A 17,848-nucleotide genomic window follows, 5' to 3' on the forward strand; every position below is an offset into this window, starting at 1 on the left:
TCTCACTTTCCGGCCAGCGTCTCCGTCAGCACCGGCACGATCTGCGATTTGCGCGAGACGACGCCCTTCAGCACGGCCCGGTTGTTCTCCAGCTTGACGCCGTAAGCCTGCTCAACGGCTGACGCCTGCTTGCCGAGCGCGATGCCGACCGAATCGTTGTTCAGAATGTCCGTCACGACGAACAGGAACATGTCAAGGCCCTTGGCGTCGATGATCGCGCGGATCTTGTCCTCCGCTTCGGCCTGGCGCGACAGCACGTCGTTGACGTCGACGGCATTGACCTGCGCGATCTCGACCTTCACGCTGCCCATCTGGAATTCCTTCGCGTCGAGCGACAGCAGTTCGTCGATCGTCTTCTTGCTCAGATCGGCGCCGGCCTTCAGCATGGCGAGCCCGTACTCTTCCGCGTTCACTCCGGCGATTTCCGCCAGTTCGCGGGCGGCCGCCACGTCTTCCGGCGTGCAGGTCGGCGACTTGAACAGCAGCGAGTCGGAAATGATAGCCGACAGCATCAGGCCGGCGATTCGCGGCTCGACGGACACGCCGTTCTCCTTGTACAGCTTGTTCAGGATCGTCGCCGTGCAGCCGACCGGTTCCGCGCGATAGTAGAGCGGACCGGCCGTCTCGAAGTTGGCGATCCGGTGATGGTCGATGACCTCCGCAACGCGCACCTGGTCGATGTCCGCGGCGCTCTGCTGCCGTTCGTTGTGGTCGACGAGGATGACCGTTTTCGTCTCATCGGCCACCTTCTCGACGAGCCGCGGCGCTTCCGTCTTGAAATAATCCAGCGCATACTGCGTCTCCGCGTTCACGGCGCCGAGGCGCACCGCTTCGACCTGCTGTCCCAGCTTCTTCTTCAGTTCGGCGTATGCGATGGCCGAGCAGATCGAGTCGGTATCCGGATTGCGATGCCCGAATATGAGTACCTTATCCATGTTTCCTGCTCCTTATTGTAGGATTTTGCCTCCGTAAGTATAACGCACCCGGACGTGCAGCCGCAAGCGTGTTCGACAGCGCCGCCGCGGTGTAGTATCGTAAGAAATAACACCATAACTGTCCCGGAGGTGCCCGCATGGAATGCCGCGTCGGCTGCGCAGCCTGCTGCATCGTCATCTCCATCTCGTCACCCATTCCCGGCATGCCCCACGGCAAGCCGGCCGGCGTTCCCTGCATTCACCTGACCACCGATCGGCGCTGCGCGCTGTTCGGGCATCCCGGGCGGCCGGAGGTGTGCCGCGCCTTCACGCCTTCCGAAGAGCACTGCGGCCGGACGAACGAAGAAGCGTTCCGGCTGCTGGAGGCGCTCGAGCAGGCGACGCGTCCCTCCGGCAAGTAGACCGGAAGCAGGCATTGGAAACCGCATTACGGAACGGAGCGATGGGATCATGATCAAACTCGGCATACTGGATCAGTCGCAGGTCGGCGAAGGCAAGACGGCAGCGGAAGCGCTCAGGGAGACGACAAGGCTCGCCGTCGAGGCGGAACGGATGGGCTACAGCAGGTTCTGGATGTCGGAACATCACGGCAGCCGGTCGCTGGCCCATTCCAGCCCGGAAATCATGATTGCGCATGTGGCGGCGGCCACGCGCTCGATCCGGGTCGGCTCGGGAGGCGTCATGCTGCCCCATTACAGCGCCTATAAAGTGGCGGAAAACTTTCGCCTGCTCGAAGCGCTCCATCCGGGCCGGATCGACCTCGGCCTGGGCCGCGCGCCCGGCGGACGGCCGCTGTCCACGCGCGCGCTCCATGAGGGCAAGACGTATCATTACGACCAGTATCCGCAGCAGGTGCTCGACCTGATCGACTATTTCCAGGAGACGACGGAGGATCACCGCTTTCCCGGCCTCTTCGCCTCCCCGTCGGTCGACACGCATCCCGAGATTTGGCTGCTGGGCTCCAGCGACGAGAGCGCGCGCATCGCCGCGCAGCTCGGCACCGCGTACGGGTTCGCCCAGTTTTTCGGCACGCCGGGCGGCGCGGAGGCGATCCGCTGGTACAAAGAACATTTCCGGCCGCAGCGGCTCGGTTCCGAACCGAGGGCGCTGGCGGCGGTGCTCGCGATCTGCGCCGAGACGGAGGAAGAAGCGAATGACCTGGCGCTCAGCACCGACCTTTACTTCCTCGGCATCGAGCGGGGGTTCGAACTGCCTTATCTGCCCACCGTCGAAACGGCTCGGAATTATCCGTACACCGAGTTCGACCTGGAGCTGATTCGCCGCGCCAGAAGCCGGCGCATCATCGGAACGCCCGGGCAGGTACGCGAGGCGCTGGAACGGCTCGCGGAGGAGTATGCGGCGGACGAACTGCTGATTGTCAGCCCGATCCATGATTTCGCCAAGCGCCTCGCCTCCTTCCGTCTCATCGCGGAAGCGTTCGGACTGGCCGCGAAGGCCTGAGCGCGGAACGGAATGCCGTCGGCGGCGACAGGAATTTCAATTCATGATGTTGAAGATTAACTCCATAAAACATTAACTTCATGAAATGGATGAACGCGATGACCACCATGCTCCACTTCATCATTAATCCCGCCGCCGGCAACGGGAAATCGCTGCGCGTCTGGAGGCGGATCCGGCCGCTGCTGGAACGAAGCGGCGTCCGGCATGCCGTCCATCTGACGGCATTGCCCGGGGAAACCGCCGAAATCTGCCGGCAGTTGGCGGAAAACAGCGTCGCGGTTCGGGACGATCGGCCGTTTCGCGACATCGTCGTCGTGGTCGGCGGCGACGGGACGCTGCGGGAAGCCTCGCTCGGTCTGCTCAAGGCCTGTCCCGATGCTGAGGCCGCCCGCCTGCCGGCGCTCTCGTTCATTCCGGCCGGCTCCGGCAACGATTTTGCGCGCGGCCACGGCATTCCGTTAAATCCCATGAAAGCGTTGTCCAACCTGCTGGATGCGCTGCGCGAAGGCCGAAGCCGTCGCATTGATATCATTCGGTCCCAGGGCGGCGGAGCGGCGCTCAGCTCATACGGCGCGGGACTCGACGCGGCGGTGGCTGCCGCCGTCAACCGTTCCCCGCTCAAGCGGCTGCTCGGCCGGGTTCGGCTCGGCCGTCTCGCCTACGTGTTGCTGCTCGTCCGGGTACTCGCCGCCTATCGGCCTGTCGATGTGGTGCTTGAGGTGGACGGCAAGCGGCATCCTTTGACAGCCGTCTGGCTTGCATCCGTATCGAACATTCCGTCCTACGGCGGCGGCATGCGGATCAACCCGGATGCTTCGCCCGATGACGGCCTGCTCGATGTCTGCGTCGTGCAGGGCATCACCCGGATGAAACTGATCACGGCTTTTCCCCGCGTATACTCGGGAAGCCATACATCCATCGCCGGCGTCTCGTTCTTCCGCGGCCGGCGCATCCGGCTCGAATCGTCGTCGCCGCTCTCCGTCCATGCCGACGGCGAAGAAGTCGGCGCTGCGCCGTTCGACATTCACGCCCACCGAAGCGCGGTCGAAATCATCGTCTGACATGCCATAACGAAAGCCAGGCTCCGGCACAACCGGCCGCCTGGCTTTTCCTTTTGCTTCCTTTTAAATAGCCGCTTGGATTACAGCTTGACCGTGCGGCCGGTCGCCTGCGACTCGAACGCCGCGAGGATGACGTTCAGCGACTTCAGCCCTTCTTCGCCGGAAATGCGCGGCGGCGTGTTCGTTACAAGGCAGTTCACAAACTCGTCGATGATGCCGCTCGTCGTCTGCTTCTCGTTCGTTGCGATTTCGCCGACGTTGTAGCGCTGCGTCGTGCCGTCCCGCAGTTCGACGATCACCTGGTCAACCGGGTCGGTGCCGATCTTCATGACGCCGTTCTCGCACCAGAGCACCGTGCTGTTGTCTTCGCCGCGATAATACGTCCAGCTTGCGACGAGCGTGCCGATGGCGCCGCTCTTCATGCGCAGGATGCACGTCGCGTTGTCGTCCACCTCGGTGCCTTCTTTGTGCAGCGTCGAAATGAACGCCGACACCTCGGCCACTTCGTCGCCGAGCAGATGCCGGATCAGGTCCGACTTGTGCACGCCGAGGTCGCCCATGGCGCCCATGATCGCCTGCGGCTTGTCGAAAAACCAGCTGTTGCGGCCGTCGACACTCCAACCTTCCGGACCCGGATGGCCGAAGGACGTGCGGAATGTCAGCACCTTGCCGAGGACGCCGGATTCGAGAATTTCCTTCGCCTTGACATGCGGCGGCATCAGACGCTGGTTGTGGGCGACCATCAGGAAGACGTTGTTCTTGCGCGCGGCTTCGATCATCGCCTCGCCTTCTTCTTTGCTGCCCGCCATCGGCTTTTCGACGAGCACGTGAGCGCCGGCTTCAGCCGCAGCGATCGACGCGGGCGCGTGCAAATGGTTGGGCAGGCAGATGCTGACCGCGTCCGGCTTCTCGGCCGCAAGCAGCTCCTTGTAATCCGCGTAAGCCCGCGCGCCGTATTTCTGCGCGTATTCCTGGGCCCGTTCAATGACGATGTCACAGAAGGCCACGAGCTCGACGTTCTCGTTCGCGGCGTATTCGGGGATGTGACGATGTTTGGCAATCGATCCGCAGCCGATGACTGCGACCTTGATTTTGGACATGTCCGACACTCCTTGTTCCTGCTGGATTGCAACCGATATCATCTTAACGTTTTTCCGCCTGTCAGGCTAGCGGCGATATTGTCTTATATGCTTACGATTTTGTCATGACCGCTTCCCTTATGCAACTCATCGTCCCCGCCCTCCCCCCTTCGGCCGCCTCAATGGACTCCAGTTCGCAAAGCTGCCTCCTGCGAAGAATGGTCCCGTTCCGCGAAGGGAATAATGGCTTTGACACGCGGAAAATTGAAGGAATGGCGCGAATCGCGGCACGAGTTGTTGCATATTTCTCAGATTTCTTGTCGCTCATACAGAAAATATCAAATACGTCCACTTCATGGTCAAGATTGTCTCCTTGACGCTTATAACCGGTTATGTAACATTGGTGGTGTAACCGCTATCGCAGCCCATTCGCACGGAAGGTGGGGATACATGAGACTGAGAGAGAAAATCGTCTTCCTGACCGAAGCCGACAGTTCCGCGGGGACAGCCATCTTTCGCCGGCTGGCCGCCGAAGGCGCATCGTTCATTCTGAACAGCGCGTCAGACGGCGCCGCGATCCGGGAGGAGCTGGACCGCATCCGCGCAACCGGCTGCAAGGTGATGCTGGTGAACATCGACCTGTGCAGCAGAGACGACGTGGATCGCACGCTCGAGGCCGCGTCGCGCGAGATCGGCGAAGTGGACATTCTGGTGCACAACAACGACCTGACCGAACCGGGAACGATTGAACATGGCAGCGAGGACTGGTTCCGGCGTCTGATCCATTACAACGCCAAATCAGCCTTCATCTGCACCCAGGCGGTCGGCGGACGAATGGCCGGACGGCGCCGCGGCAAGATCGTCTTCGTCAGCTCGATCCATGCCGAGAAGCCGACCGGATCGTCGTTTCCGTACAGCGCCTCGAAAGGCGCCGTGAAGATGTTGACGCGCGAAGCCGCGCTGCGGCTCGGCCGAAGCGGCGTCTCGGTCAATTCGATCGAGTTCGGCCCCGTGGAAGGCGATGACGAACGTTTCCGGAGCGATCTGTCGCTGCTGTACGAGCATTACCGCTACAAAGTGCCGAACGCGGTGCTCGGAACCCACGACGATCTGGCTGAAACGGTTCTTTTCCTCGCCTCCGACGAATCCCGTTACATCAACGGTGCGGACATCCGTGTGGATGGCGGATTTCTGATGCATTATCTTGACGGCAAAATGAAACGGACGGCCGACTGACCGTCGGAACCGGCCGCAATCCATTTTCCAAACGAGAAGGAGCAACGGATTTATGGCCAATAAGAAAGAAACCTACGAAAGCACACTTGCCCACGTCAACACATTCTCCAGCCCGTCGGAACTGCGCATTACGGACATCCGGTTCGCGGATATCGTCGGCGCGCCGATGCATTGCAGCCTGATCAAAGTGTACACGAACCAGGGCCTCGTCGGCTTCGGGGAAGTGCGCGACGGCGCGGACAAAGTGTACGCCCAAATGCTCAAACCCCGCCTGCTCGGCGAAAATCCGTGCAACATCGACAAACTGTTCCGCCGCATCAAGCAGTTCGGCGGCCATGCGCGCCAGGGCGGCGGCGTCAGCGGCATCGAGATCGCGCTGTGGGACCTCGCCGGCAAAGCGTACGGCATCCCGATCTACCAGATGCTCGGCGGCAAGTTCCGCGATAAGATCCGGATGTACTGCGACACCGACGTTGAAGGCAAAGACACCGGCACCGCCATGGGCAAAGCGCTCAAGAAGCGGATGGAGAAAGGGTTCACCTTCCTCAAGATGGACCTCGGCATCGGCCAGATCATCGACGAGCCGGGCACGCTGAGCGCGCCGCTCGGATTTCTCGAGGAATGGCGCGCCGCGAACCGCGAATATTGGCAAGCGCGCCGCAACCCGAACGTTTCGGTCGAAGAACTGCGCAGGCTGAAAAACCGTCAATACGAATACAACAATATCGCCCATCCGTTCACGGGCATCCATGTGACCGAGAAAGGCCTCGACATGCTCGAGCAGTACGTGGCGGAAGTGCGGGCCGAGATCGGCTATGAAGTCCCGCTCGCAATCGACCACTTCGGCCATATCGGCGTCGAAGACTGCATCAAGCTCGGCCGGCGGATCGACAAGTACAACCTGGCCTGGATGGAAGACATGATTCCGTGGCAATACACGAATCAATGGAAGCGTCTGGCGGCGGCCGTCTCCACCCCGCTCTGCACGGGCGAAGACATCTATCTGAAGGAAAACTTCAAGCCGCTGCTCGAATCCGGCGCCGTCTCGATCATCCACCCGGACGTCCTGACGACGGGCGGCATTCTCGAGACGAAGAAGATCGGCGACATGGCGCAGGACTACGGCGTCGCGATGGCGATTCACATGGCGGAAAGCCCGATCGCCTGCCTCGCGGCCGTGCACGTCGCCGCCGCCACGGAGAACTTCCTGGCACTGGAATTCCACTCGGTCGACGTGCCGTGGTGGGATGACATCATCATCGCGCCGAAACTGCCGAAGCCGCTCGTGCAGAACGGTTTCATCCAGGTTCCGGATGCGCCGGGCCTCGGTATCGAAGAGCTGAACGACGAAGTGATCGCCCAGCATCTGCATCCGGAAGTGCCGGGCCTGTGGGAACCGACCGACGAATGGAACCATTACGTCGGCAACGACCGGCTCTGGAGCTGACCGCGTGAAAGGGGCCGTAACGGAATCCGGGAGCGACCCCTTCCCTATTGAGCTTAGTCGCCGCTGCGGCGGCATGATTCAACGGCTGTACCCGAATATGAAGACGGAGAGGTGCCAACCGACATGAAATTCGACAATCCCGAAGACATCATCCAGCTTACCCCGCTGTGGAAAGGCGAGCGTTTCCCGAACGGCCGCCCGAAAGTGCCGGACAACATCCTCGAGCGGATGCGCAAAATTACGCTTGAGGAAGCTTGGGCGCCGCTCTGGATGAACGGCTACAAATTCCAGTTCGAAGGCGACTTCAAAATCGTCCACCCGGACAAGATCATGGTCGGCCGCGCGGTGACGGCCGTCATGGTGCCGCTGCGTCCCGACCTGCATGAGACGCTGCTGAATTACGGCCACGAGCAGGAAGGCCGGCGCGGCTTCTTCAATCAATGGGTCATCGACCAGCTTGTCGAGGACGACGTCGTCGTCGTCGACATGTTCGACAAAGTGTTCCAGGGCACCTACATCGGCGGCAACCTCGGCACCGCCATCGCGACGCGGACAAAACGCGGCGGCGCGGTCATCTGGGGCGGTATCCGCGACCTGCAGCAGGTCGTCAACATCGAGGGCATCAATGTCTACTACCGCGGCATCGACCCGACTCCGATCGGCGATGTCACGATGGTCGGCATGAACGTGCCGACGCGGATCGGCAAGGCGATCTGCATGCCGGGCGACGTCGTCGTCGGCACGCCGGCCGGCGTCATCTTCGTGCCGCCGCACCTGGCCGAGGAGACGGTCGTCCGCGCCGAGAAATCGCAGGTGCGCGACATTTTCGGCTTCGTCCGGCTGCGCGAGAAGGTGTACACGACCGCGCAGATCGACTCCGAATGGTCGTTCGAAATGTGGGAAGATTTCATGCGCTGGTTCGAAAGCGACCCGGCTGCCGCCGAATACCGCCATCTGAACTGGGACAAGGAGCTGGAGCAAGCGCGCGCCCGCCGCGACGAAGGGCCGTCCAGCAGCGTGCGCATGTAACCCCCGAACACCCCGCATATCACCAAGAAAGGCATGCCTCAAGGCATGCCTTTTCTGATGGATGCGAGCGGATCAGAATTACCACGCGTAGGCTTCCGGCGCCGAGCCGCCAGGACCCGGGAAAATCTCGTCGATTTCGCGCAGCACATCCTCCGTCAGCTCCAGCTCGACGACGCGCAGCGCGCTGTTCAATTGCTCGACCGTCCGCGGCCCGATGATCGGCGCGGTCATCGCGGGATGCGCCAGCGTCCAGGCGAGCGCCACCACCGCTTCGGATTCGCCGAGCTCGCGGCACAGCTTCGAGAACCGTTCGAGCTGCGGGCGCAGCTTCTCGATCTTGTCCATATGGTTCGCGGAGCGCGAGCCTTGCGGCGGATTGAAATTGCCGGCGAGCACGCCGCCGTCGAGCGGGCTCCACGCGATGACGCCGATGCCGTATTCCTGCGCGGCCGGCAGCACTTCAAGCTCCGGCAGACGGCACAGCAGGCTGTATTTGTGCTGCTCCGACACGAGGCCGAGGAAACCGCGCTTCTGCGCCTCGTATTGCGCCTTGACGAGGTCGCGGGCCGCGAAGTTGCTCGCCCCGACATAGCCGATCTTGCCCTGCAAGATCGCCGTCTCGAACGCGCCGTACAGTTCGTCCCATGTGACATTGCGGTCGACGTGGTGCATTTGGTACAGCTCGATGTGGTCCGTCCGGAGCCGGCGGAGAGAGTCCTCGAGATGGCGGCGGATTTTGTAGGCCGACAGCCCGCGCTCGTCGTTCGGGTTGTTCGGCTCCTCCATGCTCTGGTACACCTTCGTCGCGAGCACGACGCGTTCGCGCCTGCCGCCGCCTTGCGCGAACCAGCGGCCGATGATTTCCTCGGTCACGCCCCGGTTTCCGGGACCGCCGTACACGTTCGCGGTATCGAAAAAGTTGATGCCGGCATCGAGCGCCGCGTCCATGATGCGGAATGCTTCCTTCTCATCCGTCGTCGGTCCGAAATTCATCGTCCCGAGACAGAGTCGGCTCACTTTCAGCCCGGATTTGCCAAGGGTGGTGTACTTCATGTCATCCTTCCTCCTTGCAGTATATATTCCATGTCCGTGTTCCCGCCCCGCCGGAAACAGGATGGAACCGGACACGTTTCCATGCTTTACCCTGCCCTGATGTTTTGATATGCTGGGTCAGGACTTGCTATAACGACTTCATTTGCAAATCATCCGGAGGGAATTGCGCTTGCAGAAACTCGTCTTCTTCGTAGGTGTCGCCGGTACCGGCAAGACGACCATCGCCCGCAAGCTGGCTGAACGGATGCCGGCGGCGTTTCTGGATCGCGATACGGTGGGCGGCCGTTTCGTCGAGCATGCGCTCGTGCAGAACGGCCTGGACCCGAATGACCGCGATTCTGAATACTACAAAAGACATCTTCGCGACCTCGAGTACGATACGACGCGCGACATCTGCATCGACAATCTGGCAGCCGGCCAGAACGTCTTCATGATCTCCCCTTTTACATCCGAACTGAAAAATCCGGACTGGATCGAGGATGTCCTCCGTTCCGCCGGAAAGACGCACGCCGAGGTCGATGTGAAGATCATCGTCGTTACGCTGGAGAACATGGAGATGCAGAAGGAACGAATCATCGCCCGCCGGACGGAGCGCGACCGCTGGAAGCTGGACCATTGGGAAGCGTTCGCGGCGCGGGCCAGGTTCGTGCCCGACATCCGCTGGGATCTGCCCGACGGAGCCGTCAAAATCTTCGACAACAGCCCGCCGCTCACCGAAGAGCGGGTAGATGAGCTGTACCGGTTCATCCGGGCTTGACCGGAATCGACAAGCTGCCGCGCCGATTGCGGCGGCTTGTCTTTTTTTCGCTTTCCACCATGAGAAAATTCTAACGCGAATCTCATAAAGCGCATCCATCCCTCCTTGCCCGGGAATTGCCTTTTTCATGGCCGCCAAAGGCCATCCGGATGCTGTGGTATAGTAAGAAACAGCGGCCGGTCGGCCAATCGACAAGGAGGGACAACAGGTTCATGCGTCAAGGTGTCATCAAGAGAAGCCTCGCCGTCATGCTTTTGGCGGCTGTCGGTTACGGAGCAGCCGGCGCTGCACTGGCGGATCCCGCATCCGCCGCGACCGAGCAATCGAAACAGTTGATCGAAGTCGGCAAGGAACACATCGGCACCCCTTACCGGATGGGCGGGCTGATCAAGAACGGTGAGCCCGTCGCCTTCGACTGCTCCCTGTTCACCAAGCATGTGTACGCCGCGCTCGGCGTCGAATTGCCGCGCACGTCGAAAGCGCAAGCGAAAGCCGGCGTGAAAGTGGAGCGCGGCGACATCAGCCAGGGCGATCTGCTGTTCTTCCGCACGAACGGAAAATCGATCAGCCACGTCGCGATCTACGTCGGGGACGGCAAAATGATCCACGCTTCGTCGAATCACGGCGTGACGATCTCGGACATGAACTCCTCGTACTGGAAGAAGCGTTTCGTCACGGCGCGCCGCGTCCTGTGACGGACCGGATCAGGCGCGCTCCAGCGGCAGCCATTCGAGCACCCGCTGGATATGCCTGTCCCAATACCCCCACTCATGCTCTCCTTCGTCGTAAACGACGGTCAGGTCATAATTCGTCTTCCTGCACACTTCGGTAAAATTCAGATTGTCCTGATACAGGAAATCGCTGGTGCCGCAGCACTGGTACAGCTTCGGCTTCGGCGCGTCCGCATGGCCGGTCTGCTCCAGCAGCCAGAGCAGATCGTGCTCCGTGCCGGCGATGTTCAGTTCCGGTCCGAAAATTTGCTCGAACATCGGGCGGAGATTCGGATCGAACGGCTGTTTCAACTGGTTCGCCATGTCCAGCGCGCCGGACAAGCTGGCGGCCGCGGCGAACATCTCCGGCTTGCGGAGCGCCCACTTGAAGGCGCCGTAACCGCCCATCGACAGCCCGGCGACGAAATTGTCCTCGCGCCGGTCCGAGAGCGGGAAGAACGAGCGCGCCAGCTGCGGCAACTCCTCGGTCAGGAAGGTCCAATACTTCCCGCCGCTGTGCATGTCGGTGTAGAAACTGCGGTGCACCTGCGGCATGACCACGGCCAGCCCGTAAGGCGCGGCGTAACGTTCGATCGAGGTGCGGCGCAGCCAGATGGAGTCGTCGTCGCTCAGTCCGTGCAGCAGATATAGCGTCTTGTGGCGTCCGGAGGACGCTTCCCCCTTCATGCCGATCTGCGTCGTCGTCTGCTGCGGCAGGATCACCGTCATCGTCGTGCTCAGGCCGAGCACCTCAGAAAAGAAATGACATTGAATAAGCGCCATCTCGTTACCGTCTCCTATCCCGTGTTGTGTTGTCTTGATGCAGCGGCGATCAGCCGGAACACGCTCGCCGCGCGTTCCTCCGCCCACTGCTCGGCTGAAGCCAGCGATTCTTCAAGCGGGCACGGGCCGGGCGCCAGCGGGAACGCCGCCGTCAGCCCGAGGCGTTCCGGCAGCCCGGGGTCCGGTTCGACGCTTCCGCACAAGGCGATGACCGGAACGCCCGCCTTCCGCGCCGCGTCGCATACCCGGTTGATCAATTTGCCCGATGCCGTCTGGCTGTCCAGCCGTCCTTCGCCGGTTATAATCCACGAAGCGCCGCGGATCTTGTCCGCGAATCCGGCAGCTTCCATGACGAGCTCGGCTCCGGGCCGCATCTCAGCGTTCAGGAAAGCGAGCAGCGCCGCGCCCGCGCCGCCCGCCGCGCCGGCTCCGGGCATGTCACGCACCTGGATACCCGTAAATTGCGCGGCGATGGCCGCATAGCGCTCCAACGCGGCATCCAGTTCCAGGACCGCCGCGTCGTCGGCGCCCTTCTGCGGTCCGAACACAGCCGAAGCGCCGGCCGGCCCTACAAGCGGATTCCTGACGTCGCAGGCGGCGACGAACCGGCTCTGCCGGATGCGCGGATCGAAGGAAGATCCGACGATGGCCGCGAGCCGGGCCAGCGCGTCGCCGCCGCGTTCCAGCTCGCGTCCGTCTTCGTCCAGCAGCCGCATGCCGAGCGCCTGCAGCAGCCCCGCGCCACCGTCATTCGTCGCGCTTCCGCCCAGCCCGACGATGAACGAACGAATGCCGGCATCAAGCGCCGCTTTGATGAGCAGCCCGGTGCCGTACGTCGTGGCGCGGCGAGGATCGCGCTCCCCGGCGGCCAGCCGCGTCAGTCCCGACGCCTCCGCCAGCTCGATGACAGCCGTCTTGCCGTCGCCGAGCACGCCGTAGCGGCCTTCGATCGGCCTGCCGAGCGGATCGACCGTCGGGACGAAGCGGATCTCTCCGCCGGTTGCCGCCACCAGGTTCTCCATCGTCCCTTCCCCGCCGTCCGCGAGCGGCAGCTTGACGATTTCGGCGTCCGGCAGCACCGACCGGATGCCGCTTTCCATCGCGTCGCACAATCGGGCGGCGCCTGCCGACCCTTTGAACGAGTCGGGCGCCAGTACGATTTTCATGCTGAAGCCTCCTGTCATGCCGCATGAGCGATGCAACAAGCATGGCTGAAACGGCTGAGGGCCGGTGTCATCCGCCGGCCGCAGTCCGGGCGCGCTCATGCGCCTCGATCAGCCTGTCGCATCGAGCGTTCCACTCTTCGTCCACCGCGCAATGCTCGGGCGCAGCTTCGAACCAGGCGATCGTCTTCCGGATGCCTTCGGCGAACGGCACCTTCGGCTTGAATTCCGGCACGAGCGCGCGGATCTTCGAATTGTCGAATACGGCGCTCACCGCCTTGTCGCCGAGCAGCCCGCCTTCCATATCCGGCCAATGCGAGATGATGAAATCCGAGGCGATATGGACGAGCTTCGGCTCGATGCCGGCCGCCCGGCCGATGGCCTCATAGATCTGGTTCCACGTCAGCACTTCGTCGGACGTGATGTGGTACGCTTCCCCGATCGCTTCCGGCCGGCCTAGCAAGCCGGCGAATCCGACGGCGAAGTCCGTGTTGTGCGTCATCGTCCAGAGCGACGTGCCGTCGCCGTGCACGATGACCGGCTTGCCGCGCCGCATCCGGTCGACGATCGACCACGGCTTCTCCCAGCTGTTGATCGCGGCCGGAATCATCGTGTCGCCGTATGTGTACGACGGGCGGACGATCGTCACCGGGAACCCGCTGGCCTTGTGCTCGTCCATCAGCAGCTTCTCGCAGGCGATCTTGTCCCGCGAATACTGCCAATACGGGTTCTCGAGCGGCGTCGATTCCGTAATGATATAATGCCGGAGCGGCTTCTGGTAAGCCGACGCGGAGCTGATGAAGACATATTGTTTCGTCCTGCCCCTGAACAGCTCGATATTCGCCCTGGCTTGTTCCGGCGTAAAGACGATCCAGTCGACGACGACATCCCATTCGTGGCCGCGCAGCGCTTCCGCTGCCGATGCGGCAACCCGGATGTCGCCTTCGATGACTTTCGCCCCTTCCGGGACAAAATCCTGCCGTCTGCCGCGATTGAACAAATACAACTCGTGGCCTTGCGAGATGACAAGCCGGGACACCGCCTGGCTGATCAAGCCCGTGCCGCCGATGAACAGCAGTTTCATGCCGGTCAGCTCCTTCCATTCAGGCCTTCCGCGGCGCTCATCGGTAGAAATTGCGCACCCAGCGGTGCGGCTTCACCTTCGCAATCTTGTCCGCCGGCAGACCCTTGCCGTCGCCGACGGCCATGTTCCGCTCGACGTTGCGGACCGTCCGCATGCCCGGAATGACGGTCGAGACGGCCGGATGGCTGGGCACATAGCGCAGCGCCGCCTCCGGCATCTCTTCGGGGCCGATGCCGAGATCGGATGCGATGCGCTGCACACGTTCGTACACTTCCTTCTTGCGGTCGCCGGCAAAATAAGACGCGCGGAAATCGCCTTCCGGGAACGTCGTCTCCGGCGTAATGCGCCCCGTCAGGCCGCCTTCGTCGAGGGCGACGCGGACGATAATGCTCGGTAGAACATGCCGCTTCCCCCCCTAATTCAAATCAGGCATCAAAATTCAGCGCTGGTACGTATCCTTCGGTCCCATGCCGACGGCATCCAGGCGCCGCTTCGCTTCCTCATACACATCGGCCGGCAGCGGTCCCTTCTCGGCCGCCCGCACGTTCTCGTGGAGATGCTCCGGACGCAGCGTGCCGACGATCGTCGTGGACAGATGCGGGTTGCTGAGCGTGAAGCGCAGCATGAATGCGGTGCGGCTCTCGCCTTCGTCAAGCAGCTCGTCCAGCTTCGCCTGCTCCCAATACGCCCACCGGTTCACCGGACCGCGTCCCGCCCCGGGTTCGCCCTGTCCGACGCCGCCGCGGATGATGATGCCCGCGCCGGTCGCCGCCGCCTGGGCGATGATGTCCTCGTGTTCCCGCTCGATCGCCGAGTACGGGATCTGGAACGTGTCGAATTCGCCGGACGCGGTGAACGGCTGGATGTTCGGCATGTAGGAAGAAATGCCGATCCACCGCGCCTTGCCGGCTTCCTGGATCTCCTTCAGCGTCTCGACCAGCTCGCCTTCTTCCGCCTGCTGCGGCGTCGGGCCGTGCAGCTGCAGCAAATCGACATAGTCGGTCCGCATCCGCTTCAGGCTGGTGTCGATGTTGTGCAGCAGGTTCTCGCGCGTCCACACATGCGGCGTCTCGTCGTAGTCGCCGCAGTTGACGAGCGTGCAGCCGCATTTCGTCGCCAGAATGTATTCGCTGCGGCGCTTGCTGATGAACCGGCCGATGTACTCCTCGCTCATCCCGTAGTCATAGGACGTGTCGATGAACGTAATGCCGGCATCCAGCACCGCATTCAAAATGGTTTCCGCCTGTTCGTCCGTCACCGGTCTGCCGCTCCATACCCGCCGCCCGCGAATTTCCATGGCGCCGTAGCCCAGTTTGGACACCTTGAGACCCGTTCTTCCGAGAATCGCCGTTTCCATCCGTTTCTCCTTTCGCTGTCCGCCAATCGCCGAATTATCAAAAATTCGTGACATCGTTTCCATTATAACGGAAAACACGTGTTTACAACAGGACTGAAACGGATGTAAGTTGGTAAACCGGAGTTTAGCGGGTCAAGCCTGAACCGCGCGTTCGAGCCGCCGGACGTCCGTATGGACGATCCAGCGCGCTTCATCGGGTACATCGAAGAAGCCCGGCCATGCGCTGCTCACTTTCCGGTCGGGATTGAGCCATTCTTCCGCCTCCGCATCCCCGAGCAGCAGCGGCATGCGGGAACGGACGTCTCCATGTCCCCCGCGGCTGTCTGTCGTCACGATGGTGAACGCGCGATGCAGCTTGCCGCTTCCGTTCACAAACTCTTCGTACAGTCCCGCCATGCCGAACAGACCGCCTTCCTTCGGCATCATCCGCACGATGTGGCACAGCCGTCCGTCCTCCCTGAGCGTGGCCAAGGCCGTCCCGGGCACGATGCATCGCTGTTTCCGGACCAGCCGTTCGAATATCGGCTTGTCCAGCACGCCGTGCAGGTCGGCATGCACGGAATCTTTCGCCCAGAACGGGAACAATCCCCAGCGGGCATCCACCAGCCTCCGCTCGCGGCGCCGGCCGACGATGATCGGAACGGGATCGGTCGGCTCCACCGCTTCTTGCGGTTCATATTCCGCCGTAATCTTCACAATTTCGAATCGGTCGCGGATTTCATCCAGGCTGCTCGTGAGCGCAAACACTTCGCGCACCTCCGGCTTCAGGCTGCGCCGAAGCCGCCATCTGCGTTTTGTCATCATGCCGGTTCGCTCCATTCCTTCGGGATATTCGAACCTAGCATGTCCCAAAACGCACCCGATTATTTCCAATGCGCGCACAAAACGGAACGCAAAAAAGCCCTGAACCTCCTCCGGTTCAAGGCGACGGTCGATCCTGCAATGCGCCGGCTGTCACAGATCCCGGCTGGTCTCCCAGTCCAACTCCGTCCCGACTTCCACCGCATATTCAAAATCTTCGATATCAAAAACCTGCACGGGAACTTCCGCTTCGATGATGCGGTCCTGCAGTTCGAGCTGGTCGGTCAGCAGCGGCACCTGGTATTTCATGGCCGTCAAGATCTGCTCCGTCTCGATCGGGTCGAACGTCTCGCCGTATTGCGCGTTGTCGATGGCGTGGATGACGATGAACGAGACGTTGTCATTCAAGAGGAGCGGCGAGCTTTCCCGCCAGGGCACCTGCAAGGCGCGCTCGATTTTCTTCTTGTTGAGCGGTTCGGCGAAAAATTCGATCAGTTCGCCGATTTTCTGCTTGACGTGACGGTCGTCATCGGGATCGTCCATGACAGGCTCCGGCCCTTCTTTCATATCGTACAGTTCCATGATGGTTGAATAAGGGATGATATAGTCGACAGGCCGGGACGGTACAAGCAGCTGCCCGTAAGTCGCCACCATTACGGCCTCGATGACAAAGCGCCGACGCATGGATGAATCCTCCTTAACGTTGTCGATCACTGCCGGGTCGTCAGCAGGATTGAGCGGCATGCGTTTCGCCCCTATTATACACGATTCGCTCATTTGTACATAGGTCGATTCGTTGATCCCCGCCGCCTTGCGCATTACAATGAGACTATCAGCGCCGCGGCAAGCGGTACGGGAGGTTTTCGTCATCATGCAAGCGCAGGAAATTCACAGGGAAAACATCATCATCATCGGCGCCGGACCGTGCGGTCTCGCTGCCGCTGTAGAACTCAAGAAGATCGGGCTGAATCCGCTCGTCATCGAGAAACAGAACGTCGTCCATTCGATCTCGCGGTACCCGGTCTACCTCGAGTTTTTCAGCTCGCCGGAGAATCTGGAGATCGATGACATTCCGTTCACGACGGCCGGACCGAAGCCGACGCGGCTTGAGGCGCTGCATTATTATCGCACGGTTGCGCTTCGCAGAGGCGTCCGCATCCATACGTTCACGACCGTCGAACGGCTGTCCGCGAAGCCCGAAGGCGGTTTCGCGCTCGAGGCGCGCCGCCGGGCGACGCGCCCGGTCCGCTACGAGGCGGATATCGTCATCGTGGCGACCGGATACTTCGATCATCCGAACCTGCTGGACGTTCCCGGCGAAGATTTGCCGAAAGTGACGCATTTCTTCACCGAAGCCCATCCGTACACGAATACGGACGTCGTCATCGTCGGCGGCGCCAATTCCGCGGTGGATGCCGCGCTCGAGCTCGAACGTGTCGGCGCGCGCGTCACCGTCGTTCACCGCGGCGAGACGCTCGCGCGCGGCGTGAAGCCGTGGGTGCTGCCGGTCTTCATGGCCAAGGTTGACAAAGGCGCCGTCAAGCTCATGCTCCGTTCGAAAGTCGCCGCGATCGCGGAAGAAACGATCGACATCAAGACGCCGGACGGGATCGTGACGCTGCCGAACGACTTCGTGCTGGCGATGACCGGCTTCCACCCCGACCGCCGCTTCCTGTCCGAAGCCGGCGTCGTCATCGAGCCGGAAGGCTGGCCGCGCTACGACGACGAGACGATGGAGACGAATGTGCCGGGCCTCTATCTTGCCGGCGTCGTCGCTTCCCGCAACGAAGCGAACGAGATTTTCATCGAATCCGGCCGCTTCCACGGGCGCAAGATCGCCGCGCATCTGCTGGCGACCGGGCGGATTGCAGGCGTCCCCCGCTGATCCGCGC

The 17,848-nt window shown here is 61.9% G+C and carries 19 protein-coding genes; 9 read left to right on the plus strand and 10 right to left on the minus strand.

The annotated features are described in order from the left end of the window. Window positions 1-2 precede the first annotated feature (2 nt). On the minus strand, window positions 3-935 hold the full coding sequence (locus C6W55_RS06315; protein WP_286891983.1) for a manganese-dependent inorganic pyrophosphatase: 933 nt from the start codon (window positions 933-935) through the stop codon (window positions 3-5). A gap of 137 nt (window positions 936-1,072) precedes the next feature. Here C6W55_RS06315 and C6W55_RS06320 point away from each other — a divergent pair, with 137 nt between their 5' ends. The 3 genes from C6W55_RS06320 to C6W55_RS06330 all read left to right on the plus strand — a co-directional run bounded on the left by C6W55_RS06320 (window position 1,073) and on the right by C6W55_RS06330 (window position 3,457). Continuing rightward, window positions 1,073-1,336 carry a zinc/iron-chelating domain-containing protein gene (locus C6W55_RS06320; RefSeq protein ID WP_015254566.1) on the plus strand — a complete coding sequence of 88 codons (264 nt, stop codon included), beginning with the start codon at window positions 1,073-1,075 and terminating at the stop codon, window positions 1,334-1,336. A gap of 49 nt (window positions 1,337-1,385) precedes the next feature. Next, window positions 1,386-2,396 carry an LLM class flavin-dependent oxidoreductase gene (locus C6W55_RS06325; protein ID WP_015254567.1) on the plus strand — a complete coding sequence of 337 codons (1,011 nt, stop codon included), beginning with the start codon at window positions 1,386-1,388 and terminating at the stop codon, window positions 2,394-2,396. A 98-nt stretch (window positions 2,397-2,494) separates the two neighbouring features. Further along, the gene (locus C6W55_RS06330; RefSeq protein ID WP_286891984.1) at window positions 2,495-3,457 is read left to right on the plus strand and encodes a diacylglycerol/lipid kinase family protein; all 963 of its coding nucleotides are present in this window, start codon (window positions 2,495-2,497) and stop codon (window positions 3,455-3,457) included. Between the two features lie 80 nt (window positions 3,458-3,537). On the opposite strand, the gene C6W55_RS06335 is transcribed toward C6W55_RS06330, so the two are convergent. Beyond that, window positions 3,538-4,557, minus strand: coding sequence for a Gfo/Idh/MocA family protein (locus tag C6W55_RS06335; protein ID WP_015254569.1), 1,020 nt, complete (start codon window positions 4,555-4,557; stop codon window positions 3,538-3,540). A gap of 429 nt (window positions 4,558-4,986) precedes the next feature. Here C6W55_RS06335 and C6W55_RS06340 point away from each other — a divergent pair, with 429 nt between their 5' ends. The 3 genes from C6W55_RS06340 to C6W55_RS06350 all read left to right on the plus strand — a co-directional run bounded on the left by C6W55_RS06340 (window position 4,987) and on the right by C6W55_RS06350 (window position 8,248). Then, window positions 4,987-5,772, plus strand: a complete 786-nt coding sequence (locus tag C6W55_RS06340; RefSeq protein ID WP_286891985.1) for an SDR family NAD(P)-dependent oxidoreductase — start codon at window positions 4,987-4,989, stop codon at window positions 5,770-5,772. 52 nt (window positions 5,773-5,824) lie between these two features. Further along, on the plus strand, window positions 5,825-7,219 hold the full coding sequence (locus tag C6W55_RS06345) for a mandelate racemase/muconate lactonizing enzyme family protein (RefSeq protein ID WP_286891986.1): 1,395 nt from the start codon (window positions 5,825-5,827) through the stop codon (window positions 7,217-7,219). A 123-nt stretch (window positions 7,220-7,342) separates the two neighbouring features. Then, window positions 7,343-8,248 carry an RraA family protein gene (locus C6W55_RS06350; RefSeq protein WP_015254572.1) on the plus strand — a complete coding sequence of 302 codons (906 nt, stop codon included), beginning with the start codon at window positions 7,343-7,345 and terminating at the stop codon, window positions 8,246-8,248. A gap of 78 nt (window positions 8,249-8,326) precedes the next feature. Here the strand turns inward: C6W55_RS06350 and C6W55_RS06355 are convergent, their stop codons facing one another. Continuing rightward, window positions 8,327-9,301: an aldo/keto reductase gene (locus tag C6W55_RS06355; protein WP_015254573.1), complete on the minus strand. Its 975-nt coding sequence runs from the start codon at window positions 9,299-9,301 to the stop codon at window positions 8,327-8,329. A gap of 169 nt (window positions 9,302-9,470) precedes the next feature. On the opposite strand from C6W55_RS06355, the gene C6W55_RS06360 reads away from it, so the two are divergent. Both C6W55_RS06360 and C6W55_RS06365 read left to right on the plus strand, forming a co-directional pair. Beyond that, on the plus strand, window positions 9,471-10,058 hold the full coding sequence (locus tag C6W55_RS06360) for a P-loop nucleotide/nucleoside kinase family protein (protein ID WP_286891988.1): 588 nt from the start codon (window positions 9,471-9,473) through the stop codon (window positions 10,056-10,058). A 212-nt stretch (window positions 10,059-10,270) separates the two neighbouring features. Next, window positions 10,271-10,753: a C40 family peptidase gene (locus C6W55_RS06365; protein WP_286891990.1), complete on the plus strand. Its 483-nt coding sequence runs from the start codon at window positions 10,271-10,273 to the stop codon at window positions 10,751-10,753. 9 nt (window positions 10,754-10,762) lie between these two features. On the opposite strand, the gene C6W55_RS06370 is transcribed toward C6W55_RS06365, so the two are convergent. From C6W55_RS06370 to C6W55_RS06400, 7 genes are all read right to left on the minus strand, one after another. Beyond that, on the minus strand, window positions 10,763-11,551 hold the full coding sequence (locus C6W55_RS06370; RefSeq protein WP_286891991.1) for an alpha/beta hydrolase: 789 nt from the start codon (window positions 11,549-11,551) through the stop codon (window positions 10,763-10,765). Between the two features lie 14 nt (window positions 11,552-11,565). Continuing rightward, window positions 11,566-12,717, minus strand: coding sequence for a glycerate kinase (locus tag C6W55_RS06375; protein ID WP_015254577.1), 1,152 nt, complete (start codon window positions 12,715-12,717; stop codon window positions 11,566-11,568). 67 nt (window positions 12,718-12,784) lie between these two features. Beyond that, on the minus strand, window positions 12,785-13,798 hold the full coding sequence (locus tag C6W55_RS06380) for an SDR family oxidoreductase (RefSeq protein WP_286891992.1): 1,014 nt from the start codon (window positions 13,796-13,798) through the stop codon (window positions 12,785-12,787). Between the two features lie 37 nt (window positions 13,799-13,835). Further along, window positions 13,836-14,186: an aldo/keto reductase gene (locus tag C6W55_RS06385; protein ID WP_353682013.1), complete on the minus strand. Its 351-nt coding sequence runs from the start codon at window positions 14,184-14,186 to the stop codon at window positions 13,836-13,838. 51 nt (window positions 14,187-14,237) lie between these two features. After that, window positions 14,238-15,155, minus strand: coding sequence for an aldo/keto reductase (locus C6W55_RS06390; RefSeq protein WP_286891994.1), 918 nt, complete (start codon window positions 15,153-15,155; stop codon window positions 14,238-14,240). Window positions 15,156-15,287: 132 nt separating this feature from the next. Then, window positions 15,288-15,959 (minus strand): SOS response-associated peptidase family protein, encoded by a 672-nt coding sequence (locus tag C6W55_RS06395; RefSeq protein ID WP_286891995.1) that lies wholly within the window; start codon window positions 15,957-15,959, stop codon window positions 15,288-15,290. 150 nt (window positions 15,960-16,109) lie between these two features. Continuing rightward, on the minus strand, window positions 16,110-16,640 hold the full coding sequence (locus C6W55_RS06400) for a hypothetical protein (protein WP_015254581.1): 531 nt from the start codon (window positions 16,638-16,640) through the stop codon (window positions 16,110-16,112). Window positions 16,641-16,827: 187 nt separating this feature from the next. Here C6W55_RS06400 and C6W55_RS06405 point away from each other — a divergent pair, with 187 nt between their 5' ends. Beyond that, on the plus strand, window positions 16,828-17,841 hold the full coding sequence (locus tag C6W55_RS06405; RefSeq protein ID WP_286891996.1) for a YpdA family putative bacillithiol disulfide reductase: 1,014 nt from the start codon (window positions 16,828-16,830) through the stop codon (window positions 17,839-17,841). The last annotated feature ends 7 nt before the right edge of the window (window positions 17,842-17,848 follow it).

It is taken from the genome of Thermobacillus sp. (genome assembly GCF_003390775.1).
In the GTDB taxonomy this organism is placed as follows: Bacteria; Bacillota; Bacilli; order Paenibacillales; family Paenibacillaceae; genus Thermobacillus; species Thermobacillus xylanilyticus.